General features: G+C 35.3%; 18 protein-coding genes. 3 read left to right on the top strand and 15 right to left on the bottom strand.

Features of this window, described 5'->3' with window-relative positions; genetic code table 11:
• Nucleotide 1 precedes the first annotated feature (1 nt).
• The 9 genes from LGAS_RS00595 to LGAS_RS00555 all read right to left on the bottom strand — a co-directional run bounded on the left by LGAS_RS00595 (nt 2) and on the right by LGAS_RS00555 (nt 7,764).
• Nucleotides 2–1,174, bottom strand: a complete 1,173-nt coding sequence (locus tag LGAS_RS00595; RefSeq protein ID WP_003651381.1) for a DUF4767 domain-containing protein — start codon at nt 1,172–1,174, stop codon at nt 2–4.
• A 180-nt stretch (nt 1,175–1,354) separates the two neighbouring features.
• A complete protein-coding gene (locus tag LGAS_RS00590) occupies nt 1,355–1,741 on the bottom strand; it encodes a hypothetical protein (protein ID WP_003651383.1) in 387 nt (128 codons plus the stop codon).
• Between the two features lie 113 nt (nt 1,742–1,854).
• On the bottom strand, nt 1,855–2,253 hold the full coding sequence (locus tag LGAS_RS00585) for a PTS sugar transporter subunit IIA (protein WP_003647965.1): 399 nt from the start codon (nt 2,251–2,253) through the stop codon (nt 1,855–1,857).
• 23 nt (nt 2,254–2,276) lie between these two features.
• A complete protein-coding gene (locus LGAS_RS00580; protein WP_003647966.1) occupies nt 2,277–3,095 on the bottom strand; it encodes a PTS system mannose/fructose/sorbose family transporter subunit IID in 819 nt (272 codons plus the stop codon).
• The gene (locus LGAS_RS00575) at nt 3,082–3,999 is read right to left on the bottom strand and encodes a PTS mannose/fructose/sorbose/N-acetylgalactosamine transporter subunit IIC (protein WP_003647967.1); all 918 of its coding nucleotides are present in this window, start codon (nt 3,997–3,999) and stop codon (nt 3,082–3,084) included. The genes LGAS_RS00580 and LGAS_RS00575 overlap by 14 nt, the downstream gene beginning before the upstream one ends.
• Nucleotides 4,000–4,010: 11 nt before the next feature.
• On the bottom strand, nt 4,011–4,499 hold the full coding sequence (locus tag LGAS_RS00570; protein WP_003647968.1) for a PTS sugar transporter subunit IIB: 489 nt from the start codon (nt 4,497–4,499) through the stop codon (nt 4,011–4,013).
• 139 nt (nt 4,500–4,638) lie between these two features.
• On the bottom strand, nt 4,639–5,796 hold the full coding sequence (nagA, locus tag LGAS_RS00565) for an N-acetylglucosamine-6-phosphate deacetylase (protein ID WP_003651388.1): 1,158 nt from the start codon (nt 5,794–5,796) through the stop codon (nt 4,639–4,641).
• A 61-nt stretch (nt 5,797–5,857) separates the two neighbouring features.
• The gene (locus LGAS_RS00560; RefSeq protein ID WP_003647970.1) at nt 5,858–7,024 is read right to left on the bottom strand and encodes an SIS domain-containing protein; all 1,167 of its coding nucleotides are present in this window, start codon (nt 7,022–7,024) and stop codon (nt 5,858–5,860) included.
• Nucleotides 7,025–7,044: 20 nt separating this feature from the next.
• Complete coding sequence (locus tag LGAS_RS00555) at nt 7,045–7,764, bottom strand: GntR family transcriptional regulator (protein WP_003647971.1); 720 nt, start codon at nt 7,762–7,764, stop codon at nt 7,045–7,047.
• A 158-nt stretch (nt 7,765–7,922) separates the two neighbouring features.
• On the opposite strand from LGAS_RS00555, the gene LGAS_RS00550 reads away from it, so the two are divergent.
• The gene (locus tag LGAS_RS00550) at nt 7,923–10,982 is read left to right on the top strand and encodes a DUF5110 domain-containing protein (protein ID WP_003651391.1); all 3,060 of its coding nucleotides are present in this window, start codon (nt 7,923–7,925) and stop codon (nt 10,980–10,982) included.
• A 101-nt stretch (nt 10,983–11,083) separates the two neighbouring features.
• Here the strand turns inward: LGAS_RS00550 and LGAS_RS00545 are convergent, their stop codons facing one another.
• The 3 genes from LGAS_RS00545 to LGAS_RS00535 are packed head-to-tail and all read right to left on the bottom strand — an operon-like array spanning nt 11,084 to nt 13,789.
• A complete protein-coding gene (locus LGAS_RS00545; RefSeq protein ID WP_003647972.1) occupies nt 11,084–11,902 on the bottom strand; it encodes an alpha/beta hydrolase in 819 nt (272 codons plus the stop codon).
• Between the two features lie 21 nt (nt 11,903–11,923).
• Nucleotides 11,924–12,685, bottom strand: a complete 762-nt coding sequence (locus tag LGAS_RS00540; RefSeq protein ID WP_003647973.1) for a YibE/F family protein — start codon at nt 12,683–12,685, stop codon at nt 11,924–11,926.
• 21 nt (nt 12,686–12,706) lie between these two features.
• Nucleotides 12,707–13,789, bottom strand: a complete 1,083-nt coding sequence (locus LGAS_RS00535; RefSeq protein ID WP_003651395.1) for a YibE/F family protein — start codon at nt 13,787–13,789, stop codon at nt 12,707–12,709.
• A gap of 108 nt (nt 13,790–13,897) precedes the next feature.
• Between LGAS_RS00535 and LGAS_RS00530 the strand changes: the two genes are divergently transcribed.
• A complete protein-coding gene (locus LGAS_RS00530) occupies nt 13,898–15,469 on the top strand; it encodes a cation:proton antiporter (protein ID WP_003657143.1) in 1,572 nt (523 codons plus the stop codon).
• A gap of 33 nt (nt 15,470–15,502) precedes the next feature.
• Here the strand turns inward: LGAS_RS00530 and LGAS_RS00525 are convergent, their stop codons facing one another.
• Complete coding sequence (locus LGAS_RS00525; RefSeq protein ID WP_003651400.1) at nt 15,503–16,222, bottom strand: coiled-coil domain-containing protein; 720 nt, start codon at nt 16,220–16,222, stop codon at nt 15,503–15,505.
• 29 nt (nt 16,223–16,251) lie between these two features.
• Nucleotides 16,252–17,337, bottom strand: a complete 1,086-nt coding sequence (locus LGAS_RS00520) for a D-alanine--D-alanine ligase family protein (protein WP_003647974.1) — start codon at nt 17,335–17,337, stop codon at nt 16,252–16,254.
• A 155-nt stretch (nt 17,338–17,492) separates the two neighbouring features.
• Here LGAS_RS00520 and LGAS_RS00515 point away from each other — a divergent pair, with 155 nt between their 5' ends.
• Nucleotides 17,493–19,019: a CAP domain-containing protein gene (locus LGAS_RS00515; protein ID WP_003651402.1), complete on the top strand. Its 1,527-nt coding sequence runs from the start codon at nt 17,493–17,495 to the stop codon at nt 19,017–19,019.
• 327 nt (nt 19,020–19,346) lie between these two features.
• Here LGAS_RS00515 and LGAS_RS00510 read toward each other — a convergent pair whose 3' ends face one another.
• Complete coding sequence (locus LGAS_RS00510) at nt 19,347–20,186, bottom strand: hypothetical protein (protein WP_003647975.1); 840 nt, start codon at nt 20,184–20,186, stop codon at nt 19,347–19,349.
• Nucleotide 20,187 lies beyond the last annotated feature (1 nt).

Raw genomic sequence — 20,187 nt, 5'->3', positions numbered from 1 at the left:
TTTAATCATTATTTGCAATTTCTTCAAAGTGAGAAGTTAAGTCTTTATTTGCAGTTGCATGAACAATTGTATAATCACCATTCGTTGTCTGATCAACTAAGGCTACTGGTTCACCATGATAGAAACAAAATAGATACGTAATATGTTGCTCCGCACTCTTCCCATTATAGTTAAAGATGGCAACCACGTTATATGTATCATCATCACTATCCTCACTAGTTACCTGTGGATTCCATTTCAAGTCAATACTGCTCATATCTTCAGGATCGCGACTGTCGTGGTCACCTGTGCTTAGCTTAAAACGTCCTTGAGACAACCAACTTGGATATTCTTGTCCAGCCGCAGTTGTCAAGCTACCACTGCCAGTATAATGCTCATACGATTGGTGCATTTTATCACCAAATTCATCCATATAACTAATTAGTTCATCATTTTGATTACTTGACCATAATTTATCTTCAGATACAGTCTTCTTAGTTTTTTTGCTAGTTTTAGAACTCTGATCACTAGCATTTTCATCCGACTTACCAGTAACAATTGACAGGTTATCATTCCAAGTATTTACATTTTTCTCCGTATTTTCAGATTTAATTTCTGGATAAATCTGACTTAAAACACTTCTATTACTATAGCTAGACTTATTTCCAACATAAGTTATCTCTTTGTTATCTTTAGAAACCAAATAGCCAACCTGATCATTTATAACATATAAAGTACTTCCGTCAGTAGCACTGATTTCATAATCTCCAAAACGATATTTTGAATAACTTTTTATTGTCAAGTGACCACTTCTTAGATCATCGGCTGCTTCGCCCCACTTTTTACCATATTTTTTATCAGCATAAAGAATTGCCCAAGCAGCTAATTGCTTACGCGGGATCTTTTTAATCTCAGCATTAGTTAGCCTTCCGTTGCCACCAATTACTGTGCTTTCCGCTGAATTTCGACCATGTTGATATAATCCCCAGCCGCCCATAATTAAAACAAGTACGGCGACGATTACTCCAATAATAATATTTCTTTTTTTGGATTTTAATCTATTGCTGTGAATTTCACTTCTTTTGGGCATCAATTGTTTTTCAGATTCGGAAGATACAACCGGCTTTCCGCAATGTGAGCAGAAACTATCAGTAGGCTTAATTGGTTTCCCACAGTGGGGACAGAATTTATTCATATCTTGACCTTTCTAAAAGTATAAATTATAGCGCTATCATTAAATTGTTTATATTGTAACAAATTAATCAACAAAAAAAGCTGATAGAAATGAAATCTATCAGTCTTTTAAATATCACTATTGAATACTTATAAATTATTTGTACAATGCTCAGGATATAAATGTCGCAAGCATTTTTTACTATTTATACATAGCAACAACTTTTTCTAACTCTTTATCAGAAATCAGTTTCAAATTTCTAACAAATTCCGTAGCTTGTTCCAAAGTTCTGCCATTATTCAATTGATTTTCGAGAATAATTTTAGCAGAATCCACTTTTCCTTGCTCATATCCAGCTTTTCCAGCAGCTTGTTCACGTTCTAGCATTCTCGTTTCGTAAAGCATGATCTTTTCCCTCGTTTCTGGATCTTCATTAATTTCCTTAATTCTTCTTTGCGCATAGTCAAAATGCTTATTTAATTTAACTGGTTTATTATTCATTAATTTAGCTAGGGCCTTTAAATCTTCACTCTGACCCTCAGTTGAAACTTGTGAATTAATAATAATCTTTGTCACGCCATCTTGCAATTGTTTTGACCTATCTTGATCAAAGCAAAAATCTATAAATTTTTTTATTATAAAAAAACGACCCACGTGTGGTTTTACCAACGTAAGTCGTTTTTAATTTCTATTTAAATAGTCTACTTCTTCATGCTAGCTAGCATTTGATTGATATCCACAATTCCAGCTTTACCAGCATTAACAGCATCTGAATCATTGCCAATCATTTGACTATTGAGCCAATCAATCACCATTGCTAAGTTCATCCCTGCAACTAAATGAATATTTTGACCACCCATAATCAAACGACTAACTGTATTAGCAGGAGTTCCTCCCATTAAATCAGCAAATACTGTTAAATCTTCTTCAGGAATGCCATTAATAGTATCTTGAAACTTCTTTTCAAAATCTTCAGGTCCTTCTTCAGGAAGCAAGCATACAGCATGAATATGCTCTTGGGGACCCATAATTAATTCTGCACTCTTTTTAACTTCTTCAGCCATCTTACCGTGACTGATCAATACTAATTCTTTTGCCATAATATTTTTCCTTTAATTGACTGCTAAATTTTGGCAAGAACACCAATACCGCCAAGAACAACTGATAGAACTAAAACAATTAAAATAGCCTTAGTTGAAGTCATCTTCTTCTTTCCAAGTAACCAGTAAACAAAGCCAACGATCAAGGCAGGTAATAACTTAGGAATGATCATGTCTAAGTTGTTTTGGATATTCATTGTAACTTTACCGATTTGTGGTACCCAAGCAAACTTAACGTTAACCATCGTAGCAACTAAAGCACCTACCATGAATACACCAAGTACTGTAGCAGCATCAGTTAAAGCATTCAAGCGGTCTCTCATTTCAGTAACAAGAGTTACACCTTTGTCATAAGCAAAGCGTAGTTGCTTCCATCTGAAGAAACAGATCGCAATTTGAGCGGCAATCCAGATAAATACACCTACTGGGTTTCCCTGTGAAGCCATAGAAGCAGCCAAGGCACCGAAGATGGTTGGAATCAAAGCAGCAAAGATTGAGTCACCAATTGCGGCAAATGGTCCCATTAAACCAACCTTCAAACCAGTAACAGTATCTTTACCTTCAACACCTTCATTTTCCTCAATAGCTAAGTCAATACCAGTGATAATTGTGTTAAAGAAGTTAGAAGTGTTAAAGAACTGTACGTGTGTCTTCATCATTTCTTGTAATTCTGGAGTATTATCACCATAAATCTTACGAAGTTGTGGCAAGATCAAGAATAAGTATCCAGTGTTTTGCATTCTTTCATAGTTCCAACCTAGTTGGAAACCAAATAAAGAACGTCTGTTAATTTGATTAAAGTCTTTGTCAGTTAATTTATATTTTGGTTTAGAGTTCATCATCGGTGATTTCCCCCTCTGAAGCTACATTAGTTGATTCTGTAGTAGCTGCGGCTTCTTTGGTTCCACCTTTACCGCTGCCACCTTTACCACTAATTTCATCCTTGTAGTGTAAGATTGCAAATGCTAATCCAATTAAAGCCATTGCAAGCATTGGCAAGCCGTTGAAAGTTGCAGTAAATGACTTGTTTGCTGCTTGAAGGCCTGTACCTAAAGTTTGAATACTTGTGAATAATACTGAGAATAAAGTAGTAAATGTGAATCCCATAATTAGGTAAGCAATGTGTTTCTTAACTGGTAAGTAGCGAAGCAAAATAGCAAAACCAACTGCAGGAAGAACCGCACCAGCTACTGTTAAACCAGTACCTAACCACTTCAAGTTTCCGTTTAATGAGTTAGCAATAGTTTGAACTAAGCCACGTCCAAATGCTAAAGCAATAAATACAGGGATTGCACGAGATAAAGCCCAAGGAATTGCACCATAGAGGAAGTTTCTTTCAATACCCTTGTAGTTGTTTTCTTCAATTAAGTGGTCAATTCTGTGTGCAAAGTAAGTGTTAGCAAATCTTGCTAAAACATCCAATTGAACCATAATTGCAGCTACTGGAACCGCAATTGAAGAAATAGCTACTTGTGGGCTCATTCCTTTAATACTTACAGAGAATGCTGTTGCTAAAACCGTACCGGTAGTTGCATCAATCTTAGAAGCACCACCGAAAGTACCAACACCTAAAACTGTAAGCTGCATGGCACCACCAATAATTAAACCAGTCTTTAAGTCACCCATAATTAAACCGGCAATTAAACCGGCACCAACTGGTGTATTCAATGATGAATAAATTTGCAATTCATCAAGAATTTCATAACCAGCATAGAGGGTAAGTAGTAATATTTGCCACCAAGCCATAGTTAGACCTCCTATTTAATCTTTTCATTCATTAATTTCATAAAGTCATGAGAATCATCACTTGGGGTTAACTGAGCTGTGATTTTCACGCCCTTATCTGCTATCTTTTTAAAATCTTCGACATCTTTTTCTTCAACATTAATCTGCTTAGTTACTTGCTTAGTAGTATCTGTTTGAGACATTGTACCTACATTTAAAGTATCAAGCTTAAGACCTAAGTTAAGTAAATCTAAGAAGGCTGCTGGCTTTTTAGCGACAATAAATATTCGCTGATTACCATAACGTTCATGAATCAAATGATCTGCTGCAACTTGTGCTGGCAAAACGCTAAGACGAGTCGTAAGAGGTGTAGCCATTCTCAAACCACTTTTTTGGATATCGCTTTTTGCTGCCTCTTCATCGACAACAATAATACGATCAGCTTGAAGTTTCGGGGTCCAAAGATTGGCTACTTGACCATGGACTAGTCGTCCATCAATTCTAGCTCCCACAATATTCATATAGATTCCTCCATATTCTGTAAAATATTTCTGTAAACGCTTTCTACAGTTTTAATCTTAGTATATTAACTTTTACTAGTCAACTGGTTGTGACCACTTTTTTAAGAATTTCTAAAGTTCCTACTAAAAGTATACTCTTTTAAGCCTTGTAACGTGACTCACCATTTAGATAAGTTTCACTGACAGTCATATCATGATTCAAAACAACAAAGTCAGCTGGGTGATCAGGTTTAATCACACCACACTTATCGAGTAAGTTACAACTCTTAGCTGGTACATAACTAGCCATCATAACTGCATCTTCTGGCGTTGCAACATTCCAGTCCACTATATTCTTAACTGCATCCTTTAAGAGTAAAATACTGCCGGCTAAGTTGTTAGTATCTTTCAAACGTGCCATACCATCCTTAACATAAACTGGCAATTCACCTAAAACATAATCACCATCAGGCATTAATCCAGCCTGCATACAATCAGTAATTAAGGCAATATGCTCTGGTCCACGTGCATTTACTAAAGCGCGAACAGCTGGTTCTTCAACGTGGTGACCGTCACAAATTAATTCATCCGTTGTTAAACGAGAAGAAAATGCAGCACCAATAATATTAGGTGAGTGTTGTGACAAGCCATTCATCCCGTTGAAAGTATGTGTAAAGACGCTAGCGCCGGCTTCAACACAAGCAATGGCATCTTCAAAATCAGAATCTGAGTGTCCTAAGGCAACTACTAAGCCCATCTTTACAGCTTCGCGTACAAATTGGCGGGCATTCTTTCTTTCAGGTGCCATTGAAATCTTAATCAACATGTCATCTGAAGCCTTACGCCACTTCTTTAAAAGCATAATCGAAGGATCAGTCATATACTTAGGATTTTCTGCTCCACCATGCTTTGGAGTAAAGAATGGACCTTCAAAGTGTAACCCTTGGATTTTTGCACCAGTTTCTTCACCCTTATGTGCAGCAAACTTTTCACAAGTTTCAGTTAATTCTTTATCACTTGCAGTAATAGTAGTTGGCAACCAACTAGTTACACCAGCTTGCAACAAACCTTCAGAAATCTTATTAACGCCTTCCCAGTCGCTCTTCATTGTATCTTCATCAAGCAAACCATGAATATGCGTGTCAACATAACCAGGTGCAATCCATTGATCGCCATATTCCTTAATTAGGCCATGACTAGGCTTTTCATCTTCTCGATAATATAAACCAAAGTTTCCATCATCTTGAACTTCAAGATAACCACCATTTTCAGTTCGATTTTCTAAAAAGAACTTTCCTGCATGAATGTAATATGACATAGTATTTAACTCCTTAAATTAACTTCTATTCTAAATTGAAACTGTTTTCAAAATTTGAATTTTATTTGATGAATTTGTGAATTGTTACACCCTTAACAACACGGTTAACTGTACCAGTTGGTGAAGGAGTATCTGGGGTATTTCCAACCTTAACCGAGGTAAGCAAGGCAATTGTTTGACCAAACATAATATCTGGCAATGCTAAATATGCATCTGGTAACTCTTCTCCAGAAAAGGCAAAGAATTTACCGTCAAAGTCTTGTCCCTTCTTAAGTTGACCTACTCCCATTACTAATGGAACTATTTCATCAGCCTTAATCTCATCTAAAATGTCTAAATCATACCTTCTGGTGTAAGAATTATTTGAAACAAAGTCAAAAACAATAGTCTTTTTATCTAAGAATGACTTAGGTCCATGTCTTAATCCCATTGAAGTATCAAATAGGGCTGCAACTTTTCCAGCTGTTAATTCCAAAATTTTAAGTCGAGCTTCTTCAGCTAAGCCACCTAAAGCACCGCTACCGATATAAGTAATTCTGTCAAAATCAGTATCAACTAACTTTTGAATTTCAGCTTCACGATCAACTACGCTTTCGCCCATCTTAGAAATTTCATTAACAATTGCTTCTTTTTCTGCATCACCTCTAGTATCAAATACCAATAAAGTGGCTAAGCTCATACATGAAAATGAACCTGTCATCGCAAAACCTTGGTCTAATGACTTAGCAGGCATTAAAAGAACAAGTCCATTTGGATCATCCTTTAAGTCTTGAGCTAAGTGTCCTTCTGGAGCACATGTAATAGCAATTTGATATAAATTCGTAACTAATTGCTTAGCAAGTTCAACAGTTGCAACTGATTCAGGAGAATTACCACTACGGGCAAAAGAAACTAGAATTGTTGGCGTTTCTGCTTCAAGATAATCCTCTGGTGTTGAAACAATCTTAGTAGTATCAATTGCTTCAAAGTCATACTTAGTGCGATCGCCATGCTTTCTTAAATATGGCATCACAGTGTTACCAACATAAGCACTTGTTCCTGCACCTGTAAAAATAACTTTTACCTTGTTAAATTTTTGATTAATTTTAGCTAAAAAGTCATCAATCTCTTGTTTCTTTTCTTGATAAATCTTAAAAGTTTCTTTCCATAGAGAAGGCTGTTGCTGAATTTCTCTAGTAGTAATATCTGCGCCCATCTTTTTTAGTTCTGCGTCACTTTTTGTAAACATTGGCTTATTCCTTTCAATAACTAAACTAAATGATTATATTGCCGTGATCGGTAAATGAATCTATCTCCTCTAGCTAGAGAAATGGTAAATTCAATTGGCACGTTTTTATCATTGATTGCCCGTCTAAAAATTTTTAAACTCGCATCCCCGGGCTTTACGCCTAAAATCTTACTGTCTCTTTTATCTAAATTAACCGCTTGTACATCTTCAAAGGCAAGAACACTTTGTTCATTGTATTTTCGCTTCATAACGGTGTACAAATGATTTTCATTTAAATCCGACATTTTTAGATCCGGAAAAATACTTTCTGGTAAATATGTTTCTCCATACATTAGTGGTACTCCATCAGCTAGACGTAACCTAACTAACTTGTACGCTTTTTCTCCAGCTTTCAAATTAAGCTGATTTGCGACAGCTGCATCGGGAACAACAAGCTCTAATGTGCGGTTTTGTGTTGTTGGCTTGCGTCCTGCTTCTGACATCTGTTCACTAAATGAGTACATACTTCCTAAGTTGGTCTGATCTAGATAAATTGTGGAAACAAATGTACCTTTTCCATGCAATCGATAAATAATGCCTCGCTCTTCTAAATTATTTAATGCTAATCGAATTGTATTTCGACTCACACCGTATTCTTTTAAAAGTTGTCTTTCACTAGGCAGTCGATCATTTGGCTTCATTTCAGTCTTAATTTTCTTTTCAAGATCTGAAATCACTTGCTGATAAAGTGGTCTTTTCATCTTCTAACCCCATCCAATCTTAAACTGGTTAGTACCACCTTCTACAGAATATTCTAGAAAGCGCTTTATGTCAAATCTAAAAAAACACGAAATGCATTTTTTCGTTATAATATGAACTATACGTAAATGAAAAATTTAATTTAAAGAAGAAATGTAATATGTCTGAAATTACTAATAATCAACAACCACAACAATTAAGTCGTTTAGTGCAGGTAGCGAAAGGTACTCGCTACTACGATCTGCAATTTGCAGACAGAAAAAGAGCACGTCTATACATTATTGCTAAAGGGATCTTTCGATTAATCGTTGATCCAACTGCAGAATTTAAACCTTTGTCGCCGTCTTTAACGATTGCCGCAGGTAACTTTAGTTTGCGTCCTTTTGAAGAATCACAACTTTTAGTAACTGATGAAACTTTCACGATTAAAAGTGGTCAATTTTCACTTCGCTTACAAAAAAATCCTGCAATCTTTAGCATTTTTGATGATCAACTCCATCGCTACCGTATGATGCAAAGCAGTCCAATTGAACTAGGAGCAGATTGTTCTAGGGAATTCCTACGTCAAAACAAAAATGAATTCTATTATGGCGGCGGAATGCAAAATGGAAGCTTTAGCCATAAAGGAAAAATTATTGAAATTAAAAATACTAACTTAACTGGTCCCGGGGCAGTTGCTTGCCCAGAAGGCTTTTTCTGGTCTAATGCTGGTTTTGCAGAATTGCGAAACACTTGGAAAGATGGAATTTACAACTTTAAAGGTGAAAATGGAAATACTGCTATTATTACCCATCAAACTCCTATTTTTGATAATTTCTATCTTTTAGGAGATTCTCCAGCTGAAATTTTGCGTCAGTACTACAAAATTACTGGCTCTCCCCTCTTCTTACCTAAATATGCACTTGGTCTAGGATACTTGGGTAACTATCTTGATACTTGCTGGAGTGTTGCTAAGCCTCAAGAAAATAACGCCATAAAATTTGAAGATGGTAATACTTATAAAATTGCCCATGCTGATAATGAAATTATTGCTAAGTCCTCTCTTAATGGTGAAGAACAATATCAATTTTCTGCTCGTGCAATGATTGAACGCTACCGCTCATACCATCTCCCACTTAGCTGGTTTGTTCCTAACTACAACAGTAAACAAGCTTTAAATGAAACCGAATTAGCTAACTTAGTTGATTTTGCCAAGGAGCAAAATATAAAACTTGGTTTTTACGGCGCTTTACCTACAAATGCACCAGCTAATTTCTTAAAATTTAAGACAGAAGCCCCTAATTTAGCTAATGACAAGATTATGCAAGATTTTGCAATTGCTAGTGAGCCTTTAGTTGATAAAAACAAAACTAATCGTCCTTGGGCAATGGCAAGTAATGGTTGGAGTGCTATTCAAACTTTAGCTACTACTGCAAATGAAGGTGTAGGTGGCGAGTGGGAACAAATTGCAACGGAGATTGCTAGTTTCTTAAGTATGTCTCTTTCTGGTCAACCAAATGTCGGAAGTGCTATTGACGGAAAAGAGGGCGGCGGTAATGCTCAAGTAAACATCCGTGACCTACAGTGGAAAGTCTTCACTCCTCTGCTCTACTCAATTGATAATTATGGCAATATTCAAAAAACGCCATTTGCATTTAATGCAAAAATGACGCGAATTACTCGCGCTTACCTAAAGCTTAGAGGAAGAATTACTCCTTATCTCTACACTCTTACTCGAGCTGCTCAAGATGGGATGCCGATTGTTAGACCTCTGTTCTTGTCATTCCCGCACGAAAAAGTTAACTACACAAATCAGGTAAAGCATGAATTTATGCTAGGAAATAACTTATTAGTAGCACCAATTACTAACGGGCGAGAAGATCCAAGTGGAGCTTCATTAAAAGACAATCTTTACCTACCTGATCACCGAACTATGTGGATTGATCTCTTTACTGGTAAAAAATTAATTGGTGGCAGAATCTACGATAAGTTGCACTATCCATTGTGGCATCTTCCGGTTTATGTCCGCGGAGGAGCAATCTTACAAGAATCACTTAGAAGTGCTCTTGTTTACCCACAAAATAAGAGTTCTGCCATCTTATATGAAGATGATAATCAAACTAATGATTATGAAAAAGGCAACGCAGCTACAACTCAAATCACTAGTTCGGTTAATGGATCTAATCTTCATATTACGGTTTATCCAACTGAGGGAAGCTATGCGGGACTTGAAGAAAAACAGGCTACTTTCTTAACAATTATGGCTGATCGCTATCCAGGTAAAGTTTCACTTAAATTAAATGATCAAATTGTTCCCCTACCTGAATATAATGATTTAGATAGCTTTAACAAATCAGAAGAAGGTATTTTCTACCAGCAAGATTACGTACCATGTAAAGAATTCGGCCAATTCACAGGTCAACTGCAACCTGCTATTAAGGTAAAAATGCCAGCAGTTGACATTCATGATAATAAATTTGAGCTTACGATTGAAAACTTTAGTTATGGTAGTGAAGTTGAACAACATGCTATCATCGATTCTGCTATGGCTTCTCCAAGAAGTGCCGCAATTTTAACAGATCGTTTAACTTCAAAGAGCATCACTATTACTTGGACTAATCCAACTAACTTCGCCGGTAAAAATATAATGGCTGATATCGAAGTTAATGGAATTGTTCATACTAATATTGATGGAGATACCTTTACTTTCCACGAACTTGAACCTAATACACGTTATCGGTTCAGAATTAGAAATAAATTTGGTAACAAGGTATCGGATTGGTCTGAATACTTTGGAACTCATACTAAGCGCGATCAAATGGATTATGCAATTTCTAATGTAAAAGTTACTAGCGCGGCAGAAAGTGAAAAAGATTCTCCAGTCGAAAACTTAACCGATCTTAAGCTAGCTAGTGAATGGCTTTCAAAAGACAAAATTAGTAAAGATAGTCCGCTAGACTTAACTTTCAATTTCAATCATATTTATAAACTGAGCCGAATGGTTTATGTGCCTCGTTCACGCGACCGCATAGGTCACATTTTACGAGTTCAAGTTGCCATTTCAAAAGATGGTGAAAACTTCAGCGACTTCAGTAAAGAAATTAATTGGCCAAATGATGCTAAAAACAAAGTAATTGGGTTAAGAGATGTAGTAGCAAAAGCAATCAAGCTTAGAATCTTAGCTACTTCTGATAATCTAGCTTCTGGTAAAGAAATTTTATTCTTTATGGCTAAAGAATAAAAAACATCTAATACTAAACAAAAAGTCCGAAAAGCGAAATGATTAACTTCATTTCCTTTTCGGACTTTTTTATATAAAACTAAGTCTTGTTTCACGTGAAACTAAATATAAATTTTTCTGTCTTTTAACCATTCAAGACTTAGTTCAAACCAATGTGCAAGATGTGAATCAGGCTCCCGTCCAGCCATAGCCACTTCAGGAGTAGCAAGTGAAAAACCGTGGCCGCCTTTATTAAACAAATGTGCTTCAAAATGAACTCTTTTCTTTCTTAAAGCTGTAATATATTCGATTGTATTATCAATCAAGACAACTGGATCATCGACAGCTTGGAAAATAAAAGTCGGTGGCGTATCAGGCGTTACTCCTAAAGCAGTATCTAATAATTCTTTAACAGTAGGCATTTTTTGATTAGCATCAGGTGGTAATGGAAAGCCAATGTCTTTAATATTAATTAAAGGATAGCCCAAGATTGTGGCATTAGGTGCTACTTGATCATGGTTAAAATTATATTTTGCCTGCCATTTTTCACTTTCTGCCATCACATTCATTGAACTAACAACATGACCACCTGCAGAAAATCCGATCGTAGTAATTCGATCTTGATCAATTCCTAACTTTTCACTATTTTTTCTAAAATAAGAAATAGCCTTTAATCCTGATAAGGCCGCATCAGGATATATTTTACCTGGATCAGTAGTTAGATTATATGAAACAACTGCGGCATTAAAGCCACGAGCTGCATATGCCAATGCTACTGGTTCTCCCTCTCTTAAAGATAAATGGTCAAAACTTCCTCCAGGAAAAACGAGTATCAACGGTCTCTTTTTTTGCAAAAGCTGCGGATTATCTTGTAATCCATAATACGTGATTTTAAACTCGCGATTATTAAAATTCTTTTGTGTTAAATACTCTACTTTCATCTTGCTAAGCCTCTATGCAATTTATTTCTTAATTTCGTCATGCGTTAACGTATGTGCTAAAAATATCGTCGTCAATGGAACTGTTAAAAGTACACCGATAAATGAATACACAATAATTAAAAATTCATCTACAAAAAGTTTATCATTTAAAATCTCAAACAATGAATAATTTAACCTCATATACCAAATAAATATTGGCAAAAAGCTACCAAATAAACCAAATAAAATCGTATTCATGGCTGTTCCTAATACATCAGAACCAACTTCATTTCCGCTCTTGATCAATTGTTTCTGTGTAATATTTGGATCATGCCTTTTTAATTCAAGTAATCCTGCACTCATCGCTACACTTGCTTCTGCAATGGCTCCTAGCATTGAAAAAATCGCAACTAAAATAGCTATTTGAGCGAAACTGATTCCTACATTCAACGATAAACCAATTAATTCTTCTCCTGCCTGGTCTCCAAAGCCCTGAGTCTGAGCTAAGCTCTCAAACAGGATAATTATCAGCATTACGATCAAACTCACGCACAGGGCCGTCAAAAATGCGTTCTTAGCTACAGTGTAATCATGCGTCCCTAAATAAATAATTGTTAATAATTTTAAAGGAATAAAAATTACTCCTACTAAAATTATATTTACTCCCCAAGAAATTAACAAAGCAACAAGAATTAACAAACAGGCATTAATAACTACGCTAAGGTAACTTTTAAGGCCAGTTTTTCCACCAACGATAATCATTAAAATTAAGAGAATTATCAATAGGGCCGTTAAAGTTGTCATTTTACTGCCCCCTCTACTTTTTTATTTTTTTAAAAAGACAGAACTAGCAAGAGTGGCAAAAATCACAGTTAAAACTATGCCTATCGCTGAACTTAAGCTCTGAATTACACCTAAAGAAAGAGTATATTTAAAAGTATAAACTAAAGTATTATTATCTCTTAGATACAAAATTGTCATAGGGAGCGCTTCGGCCATAAAAATCAGTACTAATACATTTATTAATGGCCCCATAATTTCTTGTCCTAAGGTCCGGCCACTAAGAAATAACTCCTTAAAAGTTAAGTCAACCTTATGCTTAGCTAATGCATAAAGACTTGAAACGATATCAGTCGCTTCATCCATTACAGCTCCAAGAACTCCTAAAATGGTCTGAGATAAAAATAGCGCACGCGGATCTTGCGTTGCATAATCAACTGCTTCATAGTCAATCCCGTGTTCATGTGTCAACCTCATAACTAAATAAAAAATTCCAAACGACACAAAAACTCCTAAAAGCGTAGCGCATAATGTAACAATCATTTTCTGATTAAAGCCTTGTACAATTATCAGGGAAATAAGGGTAAACAAAATGGCCGCAATACCATAAACTAAGAAAATTTTAGTTCCATTTTCTTTAATATCATTTTTAATTACAAAATAAAAAATAATGCTATTCAAAACCATTGAAATTAATAATAAACTGGCTTGTTTTCCTGTGATTAAAATGATCAGACTAATAGTCAAAAACATGCTCAAGACAACTACCCAATCACGTTTAGGTTCAACTAATTTTGGCTTTTCTTTAATAAAAGATACAATCACACGTTGATGAGGACGATATTTTTGTGAAACAGCCTGTGAAGGAGAGTAGGTATTGGTAACAACGAATCTCTTACCTCGGTATTTTCCTGAGATGATTTTTAAATGCAATATTTGTTGCCTAACTTCATCTTTATTTTCATAATTGTCTTTGGTTTTATTAATTAGCGTGTCTTGAATGTGATTATCGGTAATTACAGCAATTGGCTTGCTAGCAAAAGTTGTAGAAAAATACGTAATTGCCGTAAAAACTATGCCAACAATTAAAGTCGTTAAACTAAGCCAAACTTTTTGATTCTTTTTCACATCTTCACCTTCCCTAATAACCTAAATGGTGAGTATGCTAATATAGTAGCATTAAAAGTTTTTACTAATTATTAAAAAATAGTAATTTATCTGAGGTAAATCTAAACTATGGAACTTATGATTTCAACTTTTACTCTAGCAATTGCAGCTGCTATTAGTATTATTATTGCCCAAGCAATTGATAAAGTATCAGTTAACTATATAAGTATGATCATCGGAATCATTATTGGTCTTGTCCCCTTTTTAAACCAACAAGTTGCCAGTTTTGATTCAGAAATTTTTATGGAATTGATCGTTGCGCCACTTTTATTTTTTGAAGGTCAAAAGACTAGGATTCATAACGTTGGCCGACGTATTAAAGAGATAATTGGACTAACTATTATCATGGTTTTACTGGCTTTAATTGTTAGTGGCTTTAGCATCCATCTGCTTACTGACGTTAGCTTACCGCTTGCATTTATTATCGGCAGTATTAGTACGCCAACAGATGCTACAGCAAGTGAAGCGGTAACGAATGGATTACGGATGCCTCGTCGTGTAATGTCAGCCTTAAGGGCCGAATCACTTTTTAACGATGCGTCTGGGATTATCTTGCTTAACATGAGCCTGCTTTGGTTTGCAAACGGATATATTAATTATGGACAGACTATTCAGGACTTTTGTATTTCTTCGATTGGCGGTGCAGTCTTAGGCTTTGCTGTAGCGTGGGTAATAATTATTTTTCGTCAGACTCTTGTCAGATCCAGATTTAATTCCTTAAATGCTCAAAATCTTATTTATATTCTTACCCCATTAGCCTTGTATGCTTTAGCAGAACATCTACAGGTTTCCGGAATTATCGCTGTGGTAGTGGCTGGTCTCTTACATAATGCAGAATCTCAGCAAAGTTTATTACTTAATTCAAGACAGGTTCATATGAGCCGAGACTTACAAAATCTTATTTCTGATATCTTTAATAGTATGGTCTTCATTATTTTAGGATTAATGATGGTAAGAATTTCACGTAATAAGCTCTTTAATGGAGATTTAGCTAAATGGATTATTGTTGGCATTATAGTCTACCTTGCCAACTTGCTAGTTCGTTACCTATATGGTCGCTTAATTATTCGTTATGATCGAAGAGAAAGCATAGTCTTTTCACTTGGAGGGATTCATGGTGCAGTTACTTTAGCATTAGCATTAACGATAAGCGTTGACTTCCTAGGAAGTCAAAGTTATAACCTAGTCATCATGTCTGAGGCTGTTTTAATTATTTTAAGTATGCTTGTTCCAATAATTGTCTTTCAATTTATTCTTCCGCATAATGTCAGTGACGAAGAAGCTCATATTGTAATGGATAAAATACGAAGTGAAATGGTTAAACGCGCCTTAGTTGTCGTTCATAAAATGTATTTACCGCAAAGAGTAAAACGCCATGTTATCTATACCCTACTTAATCAAAAACGAGTTGTTAAAACACGTGAGTATATGCGCGTTCTACTAAAAACAATTGACCAGCCTAACCTAAGCAAATCAGAACAGTATCTACAGCGTCTTGCTTTTTTTAGGGCTTTTGCGATTGAACGCGAATATCTAGAAATGATTGGGCAAAAGGAAAGCAAATATCGAACCTATATTTTAAATCTATATAACGACGTTTTGTTAGCAGAGTCATTAATTATTGAACCTGAAGACGAATAAAAATAGGATGCCTACAAACAGGCATCCTATTTTTTAATTAAAAAAGCGATCCCACCAATGGTGTTTTTTCTTGGGACGAATTTGCATCTGAGCTAAAGTACGATGAATATTTTCTTCTACTTTTTGTTTACGACGCTTTTCTTCGTTCTCTCTAGCTTTTCTTAAGATTTCTTCATGAACTTCTTGGTCACTTTTCTGTTCTTCAGTAATATTATTGGCAGCTTCCTGATCTTTATTGGATTGAACTTCCTTTTGTGAATCTGTTGATTCTGGCTCAGCTAATTGGTGTGATCGATCAATTAACTTTTTATTTTGAGCTTCAACGCGCGCTACTTGCTTTTGCAAATCCTGAATTGCTTGATTTTGACTTGCAATCGTATTTTGTAGCATAGTTAAAAGTTTAACTACTTGATCAGCATCTACAGTAGCAGTCTTAGTTGCAACTTCTTTTTGCACTTTTGCAGCCTTTTTAGCCTCTTCAGCTTTTTTATCACTCACTGCAAAAATTTGTCTTGCTGCTTCCTGTAAAGTCAGATCAGCTTTTTTAGACAGAGCCTTGAAAGCTTTTAAGTCTTCAATGTCTTTAGCTGAATATAGCCGAGACTTCTGCTTAGTCCTTTCATAGTAGTCTTTATTTCCAGTAACTTTTTCAACAATTAAAGAATACTTTCTTAATGTTGCTACGCTAATATGAAGTTCCTCCGCCGTTTTTGCTGGGGCCTCGAGTTCTTCAAAATTATGGTCGCTTGCCATCCTAAATTCTCCCTTTACTTAAACTAAGTTTAATCATGTTTATGTAACAAAGTCTTCTTGTGATCGTAGCGTTCCATTGCGTAATCAATTAATTTAGTAATCAAGTCAGTATATGGAATCCCAACTTCTTCAAATAGTTTAGGATACATACTAATATTAGTGAATCCTGGAAGAGCATTTACTTCTGTTAAAACAACTTCCTTGTCTTCCGTACGAAGCATTGAGTCAATACGTGCTAAGCCACTACATTCAGTTGCTTGAAATACCTTCAAAGCATTCTTTCTAACCTTTTCAACAATTCCCTCAGGTAATTTAGCTGGAATTTCCAAAGTTGAAGTTGAATTATCATCGTACTTATTTTCATAAGTATAGAATGAATCCTTGGCATTAATAATTTGACCAACACCAGCAACGATTGGCTTATCATTACCTAAAACGGCAGTCTCTACTTCAGTACCGTGAACAGTTTCTTCGACTAAAACCTTGTCATCATATTTGAATGCTTCAGCTAGGGCAACTTTGTATTCCTTTTCGTTAGTAACGTGACTTACACCAACTGAAGAGCCTTGATTTGATGGCTTCACGAATAAATCTGAGCCTAATTGACTGGCTACGTATTCATAGTCCAATTTATTATTATCTGGATCGTTATATTCAAAACGCTTAACTGCAATCCATTTTGCGACAGGAACACCAGCACGTTGAGCTAAAATCTTGGTCATTTCCTTGTCCATCGTTACAGCTGCAGCTAAAACATCATCCCCAACAAATGGCTTATCTAAAACTCTAAATAAACCTTGTAAGCATCCATCTTCACCTAAGTTTCCGTGTACAATTGGGAAAAATACGTCAATTTCAGGACGATCTTTTAATTCAACAATATTAGAAATATTTGCTACTTTATGAGGATTAGCTACTTCCATTTTAGGATTATCTAAAACTTTGCGAGAATCGGCGTCATTAGCTAAATAACCATCATTCGTAATCCACATTGGATAAACATCAAATTTATTAGTATCAATTTCTTCATAAATGTTGTGGGCAGACATGATAGAAACTTCATATTCTGAAGAATTTCCACCGAAGATCAAACCTACCTTAATTTTGTCAGTCATATTTTTATCTCCTTTTTGTCCTCGAAACCTTATTATAAACAATCGTGACGCTATAATGCATTATTTTTGAAAAAAAGTCTCAAAAGAATGAAAATTTTTTATAATTAAGTTATATATATTACTATTACTCTAATAAATCCCGAAAAGGAGATAAGATGAATTTTACAAAAAAAGCCACCGCTTTTATAGTTGCTATTACGCTCAGTGCCACAACTAGCACCGTTACGATTAACGAAGCGTTGGCCGCAACATTTACCAAAGATGAAATTCAAGAAGTTCATCAAATTCAAAATCAATATTCAAGATTACCAAAACAAACTTTTAACTCCAGTAATCTTTATGCAAGCAGCCCTCACCTAACAGCACCATTTTCACCTGGTTCTGTTACCAGTTCTTATATTAGCTCTCAATTAGACTATATTAATTTTTATCGTAGGTTGTTTGATCTGCCAAGTATTTCTACAAATAAGACAGATAATGACAACGCGCAAATTACCGCAAGTGTTATGGCTGCAATTAAGGCTAACCCATTTACTAATCAACACGGGTTACCTAGTGAAACACGACCGAACTACATTAGCGATACTTACTGGACAATTGCCAAAAATGTTTCTGCTAGCTCTAATTTGAATTTTAATGTAAGCAATCAATCTGCTGGTGATGTAATCACAGATTTATTAACTGATACCTATAATCTTGATGGATCGGATACTGGACATCGTGCGTGGCTTTTATCAAGTAGACTTACTACCACTGGTATTGGTGCAGCATACGGTGAAAATAGCTACCGCTATTCAGTCCAGCAAGTTGCATATTCAAGCGATGGCTATAAGGCTGCTGCTAAAAGTGCTGTTGCTTATCCCAATAGTGGCGTTTTTCCAATAGAATTGCTTCAAGGAAATAACATTGCTTGGTCTCTTTATTTATCTGATAAAACTACCCCTGGCATTCCTAAAATTACTGTCACTGATTTAGATACAGGCGAAGTTAGTCAAGCTACAAATGTTAATAACTTTAGCAATAAGGCATATGGTTACTTCAAAACAATTATTACTTACTTCCCAGGAGATATTAAGTTAGTTTCAGGGCATGAATATAACGTGAATATTAATAATGTCTACCAATATAGTTTTAAATTATTTAATCAGGTTGCTGCTAATCAACCTAAGCTAAAAACCTCAAATGATAACACTGAAACTAAGAGCAGAGAAAAAAACTCTGAAAAAATATCTTCCTCGCAAAATATTAAAGATAGCAGTGACAAGACAACGCGCAAGATTTTAAAACAAGTAGCTGATCCTGATTCATCTGCAACTATTAAATCAGCCCTTTTACTTCAAGCAGAAAAACTACGTGATTCTTTAAATAAAAAGCGCCGAATGAATACAGTAATTTTCGGTCGTTCTTATCAAGATGGTTATTCTTACTATAACTTAGGTAATGACCAATGGTTCCATAATTTCTATGTTTACAACAATCCAGATTTTACTGCGGGTGTGGTAAATATCGATAATCATTCATTCGATACCAATATTTATACTAGTCCTTATCCAAATCTACAAAAACGCACCGCCAATCATGTTACTTCTGGAAAAAGTTACGCTTATGGTCAGTCAATTACTACCGACCATATAACTTGGTATTATCTTGGTAAAAAGCAATGGATCAGGCAGAATAATTAATAAATTAATACCTTATGAAAGACTATAAAGTAACGAATTTGTGATTTTAGAATATTCTTTCAGCTCAATTCAAACATATTATATTATTTAAGAATAATTAGGCTTTTCAACTTGATTTAAGCACTAATTACTGTAAAAATAAGTAGTGAGAAATGGTTGAGGACCCTTACAAGAGCCGTTATGGCTGTTGCATATTACAATTATTTTATACCCTAACTACTTTACACTTACTTGAATACAATTAAGATCATCCAATCCGGCGCCATTTCCCAGAAAAAGGCCTCAGGTAAAAACCTGAGACCTTTTTTGTTATTCATTAACTTTTTACTATTTTGCACTTGTAAGCTGCCAAGTAACAGTGCTAATTACAAACAAGACTACTCCGACAATTACTAACTCTAAGAAAATGCCACTCGCTATCTCCAAAAAATAGCCAATATTCAAGATCAAACCTTCAACATTAAAAATTGTTGGAATGAAAGCTAGTAAGCCAAAAACCACAATCAGTCCTAGTGATGCTCTCATCCCTCCAGCCGCAAACATATGAATTAAACGCCCAGTTGAAACAATTTCTTTGAGCCTTTTAATTTGTTGATAAGCTAAGATACCCACAAAAATGATTACCAAGATATTTAAAATCAAAAATACGAGCTCAACATTTGCTGCTAAAGTGGCATTAGCTAAACCAAAGCTTGTAATGATTGCGTAAAGCCCACTTTCCTTATTCTTCTTCAACTTTTCCTGAACAGACTTAGCTTCCATTGAAGAATTGTCATCGATTTTAGTCAAAATAACCTTACGAATTTGACTAGCTAAACTAGAATTTTCTGCTCTAAATAAATGAACTCCCAAAGTATAGTCAATCATTGCATTCGCAATCGGTCTTGTCTGCTTAACAGTTAGGAGATTATTAGTACTGTTATTACTACTTCGATCAGCGCCAATTGCCGCAGCGAAATTATCAAATTTCTGATTAATATAGCGTTCAGCTACAACTCCATTGCTTTCCTTAGCAATTTGACTCTTCATAAAAATCGGATTCATGAAGGTTACTAAACTGAAAAATAAAACTACAATTGTAAAGATTGCAATTCCAAAAGATCTTTTATCATGCACAGTTTGAGCCTGATCAATTCTACGCAGCTCACTGCGTGTGCGTACTGCCATT

The sequence above is a fragment of the Lactobacillus gasseri ATCC 33323 = JCM 1131 genome (genome assembly GCF_000014425.1).
Classification (GTDB): Bacteria; Bacillota; Bacilli; order Lactobacillales; family Lactobacillaceae; genus Lactobacillus; species Lactobacillus gasseri.
Note: the sequence above shows the minus strand (reverse complement) of the source record. Positions and strands in the feature narration are given on the sequence as shown.

Coding starts and splice junctions, on each gene's coding strand:
- LGAS_RS00515 (WP_003651402.1), top strand. CDS start 17,493: ATGAATTTTACAAAAAAAGCCACCGCTTTTATAGTTGCTATTACGCTC.
- LGAS_RS00510 (WP_003647975.1), bottom strand. CDS start 20,186: ATGGCAGTACGCACACGCAGTGAGCTGCGTAGAATTGATCAGGCTCAA.
- LGAS_RS00530 (WP_003657143.1), top strand. CDS start 13,898: ATGGAACTTATGATTTCAACTTTTACTCTAGCAATTGCAGCTGCTATT.
- LGAS_RS00560 (WP_003647970.1), bottom strand. CDS start 7,024: ATGTTTACAAAAAGTGACGCAGAACTAAAAAAGATGGGCGCAGATATT.
- LGAS_RS00525 (WP_003651400.1), bottom strand. CDS start 16,222: ATGGCAAGCGACCATAATTTTGAAGAACTCGAGGCCCCAGCAAAAACG.
- LGAS_RS00520 (WP_003647974.1), bottom strand. CDS start 17,337: ATGACTGACAAAATTAAGGTAGGTTTGATCTTCGGTGGAAATTCTTCA.
- LGAS_RS00595 (WP_003651381.1), bottom strand. CDS start 1,174: ATGAATAAATTCTGTCCCCACTGTGGGAAACCAATTAAGCCTACTGAT.
- LGAS_RS00580 (WP_003647966.1), bottom strand. CDS start 3,095: ATGATGAACTCTAAACCAAAATATAAATTAACTGACAAAGACTTTAAT.
- LGAS_RS00555 (WP_003647971.1), bottom strand. CDS start 7,764: ATGAAAAGACCACTTTATCAGCAAGTGATTTCAGATCTTGAAAAGAAA.
- LGAS_RS00575 (WP_003647967.1), bottom strand. CDS start 3,999: ATGGCTTGGTGGCAAATATTACTACTTACCCTCTATGCTGGTTATGAA.
- LGAS_RS00570 (WP_003647968.1), bottom strand. CDS start 4,499: ATGAATATTGTGGGAGCTAGAATTGATGGACGACTAGTCCATGGTCAA.
- LGAS_RS00545 (WP_003647972.1), bottom strand. CDS start 11,902: ATGAAAGTAGAGTATTTAACACAAAAGAATTTTAATAATCGCGAGTTT.
- LGAS_RS00585 (WP_003647965.1), bottom strand. CDS start 2,253: ATGGCAAAAGAATTAGTATTGATCAGTCACGGTAAGATGGCTGAAGAA.
- LGAS_RS00550 (WP_003651391.1), top strand. CDS start 7,923: ATGTCTGAAATTACTAATAATCAACAACCACAACAATTAAGTCGTTTA.
- LGAS_RS00540 (WP_003647973.1), bottom strand. CDS start 12,685: ATGACAACTTTAACGGCCCTATTGATAATTCTCTTAATTTTAATGATT.
- nagA (WP_003651388.1), bottom strand. CDS start 5,796: ATGTCATATTACATTCATGCAGGAAAGTTCTTTTTAGAAAATCGAACT.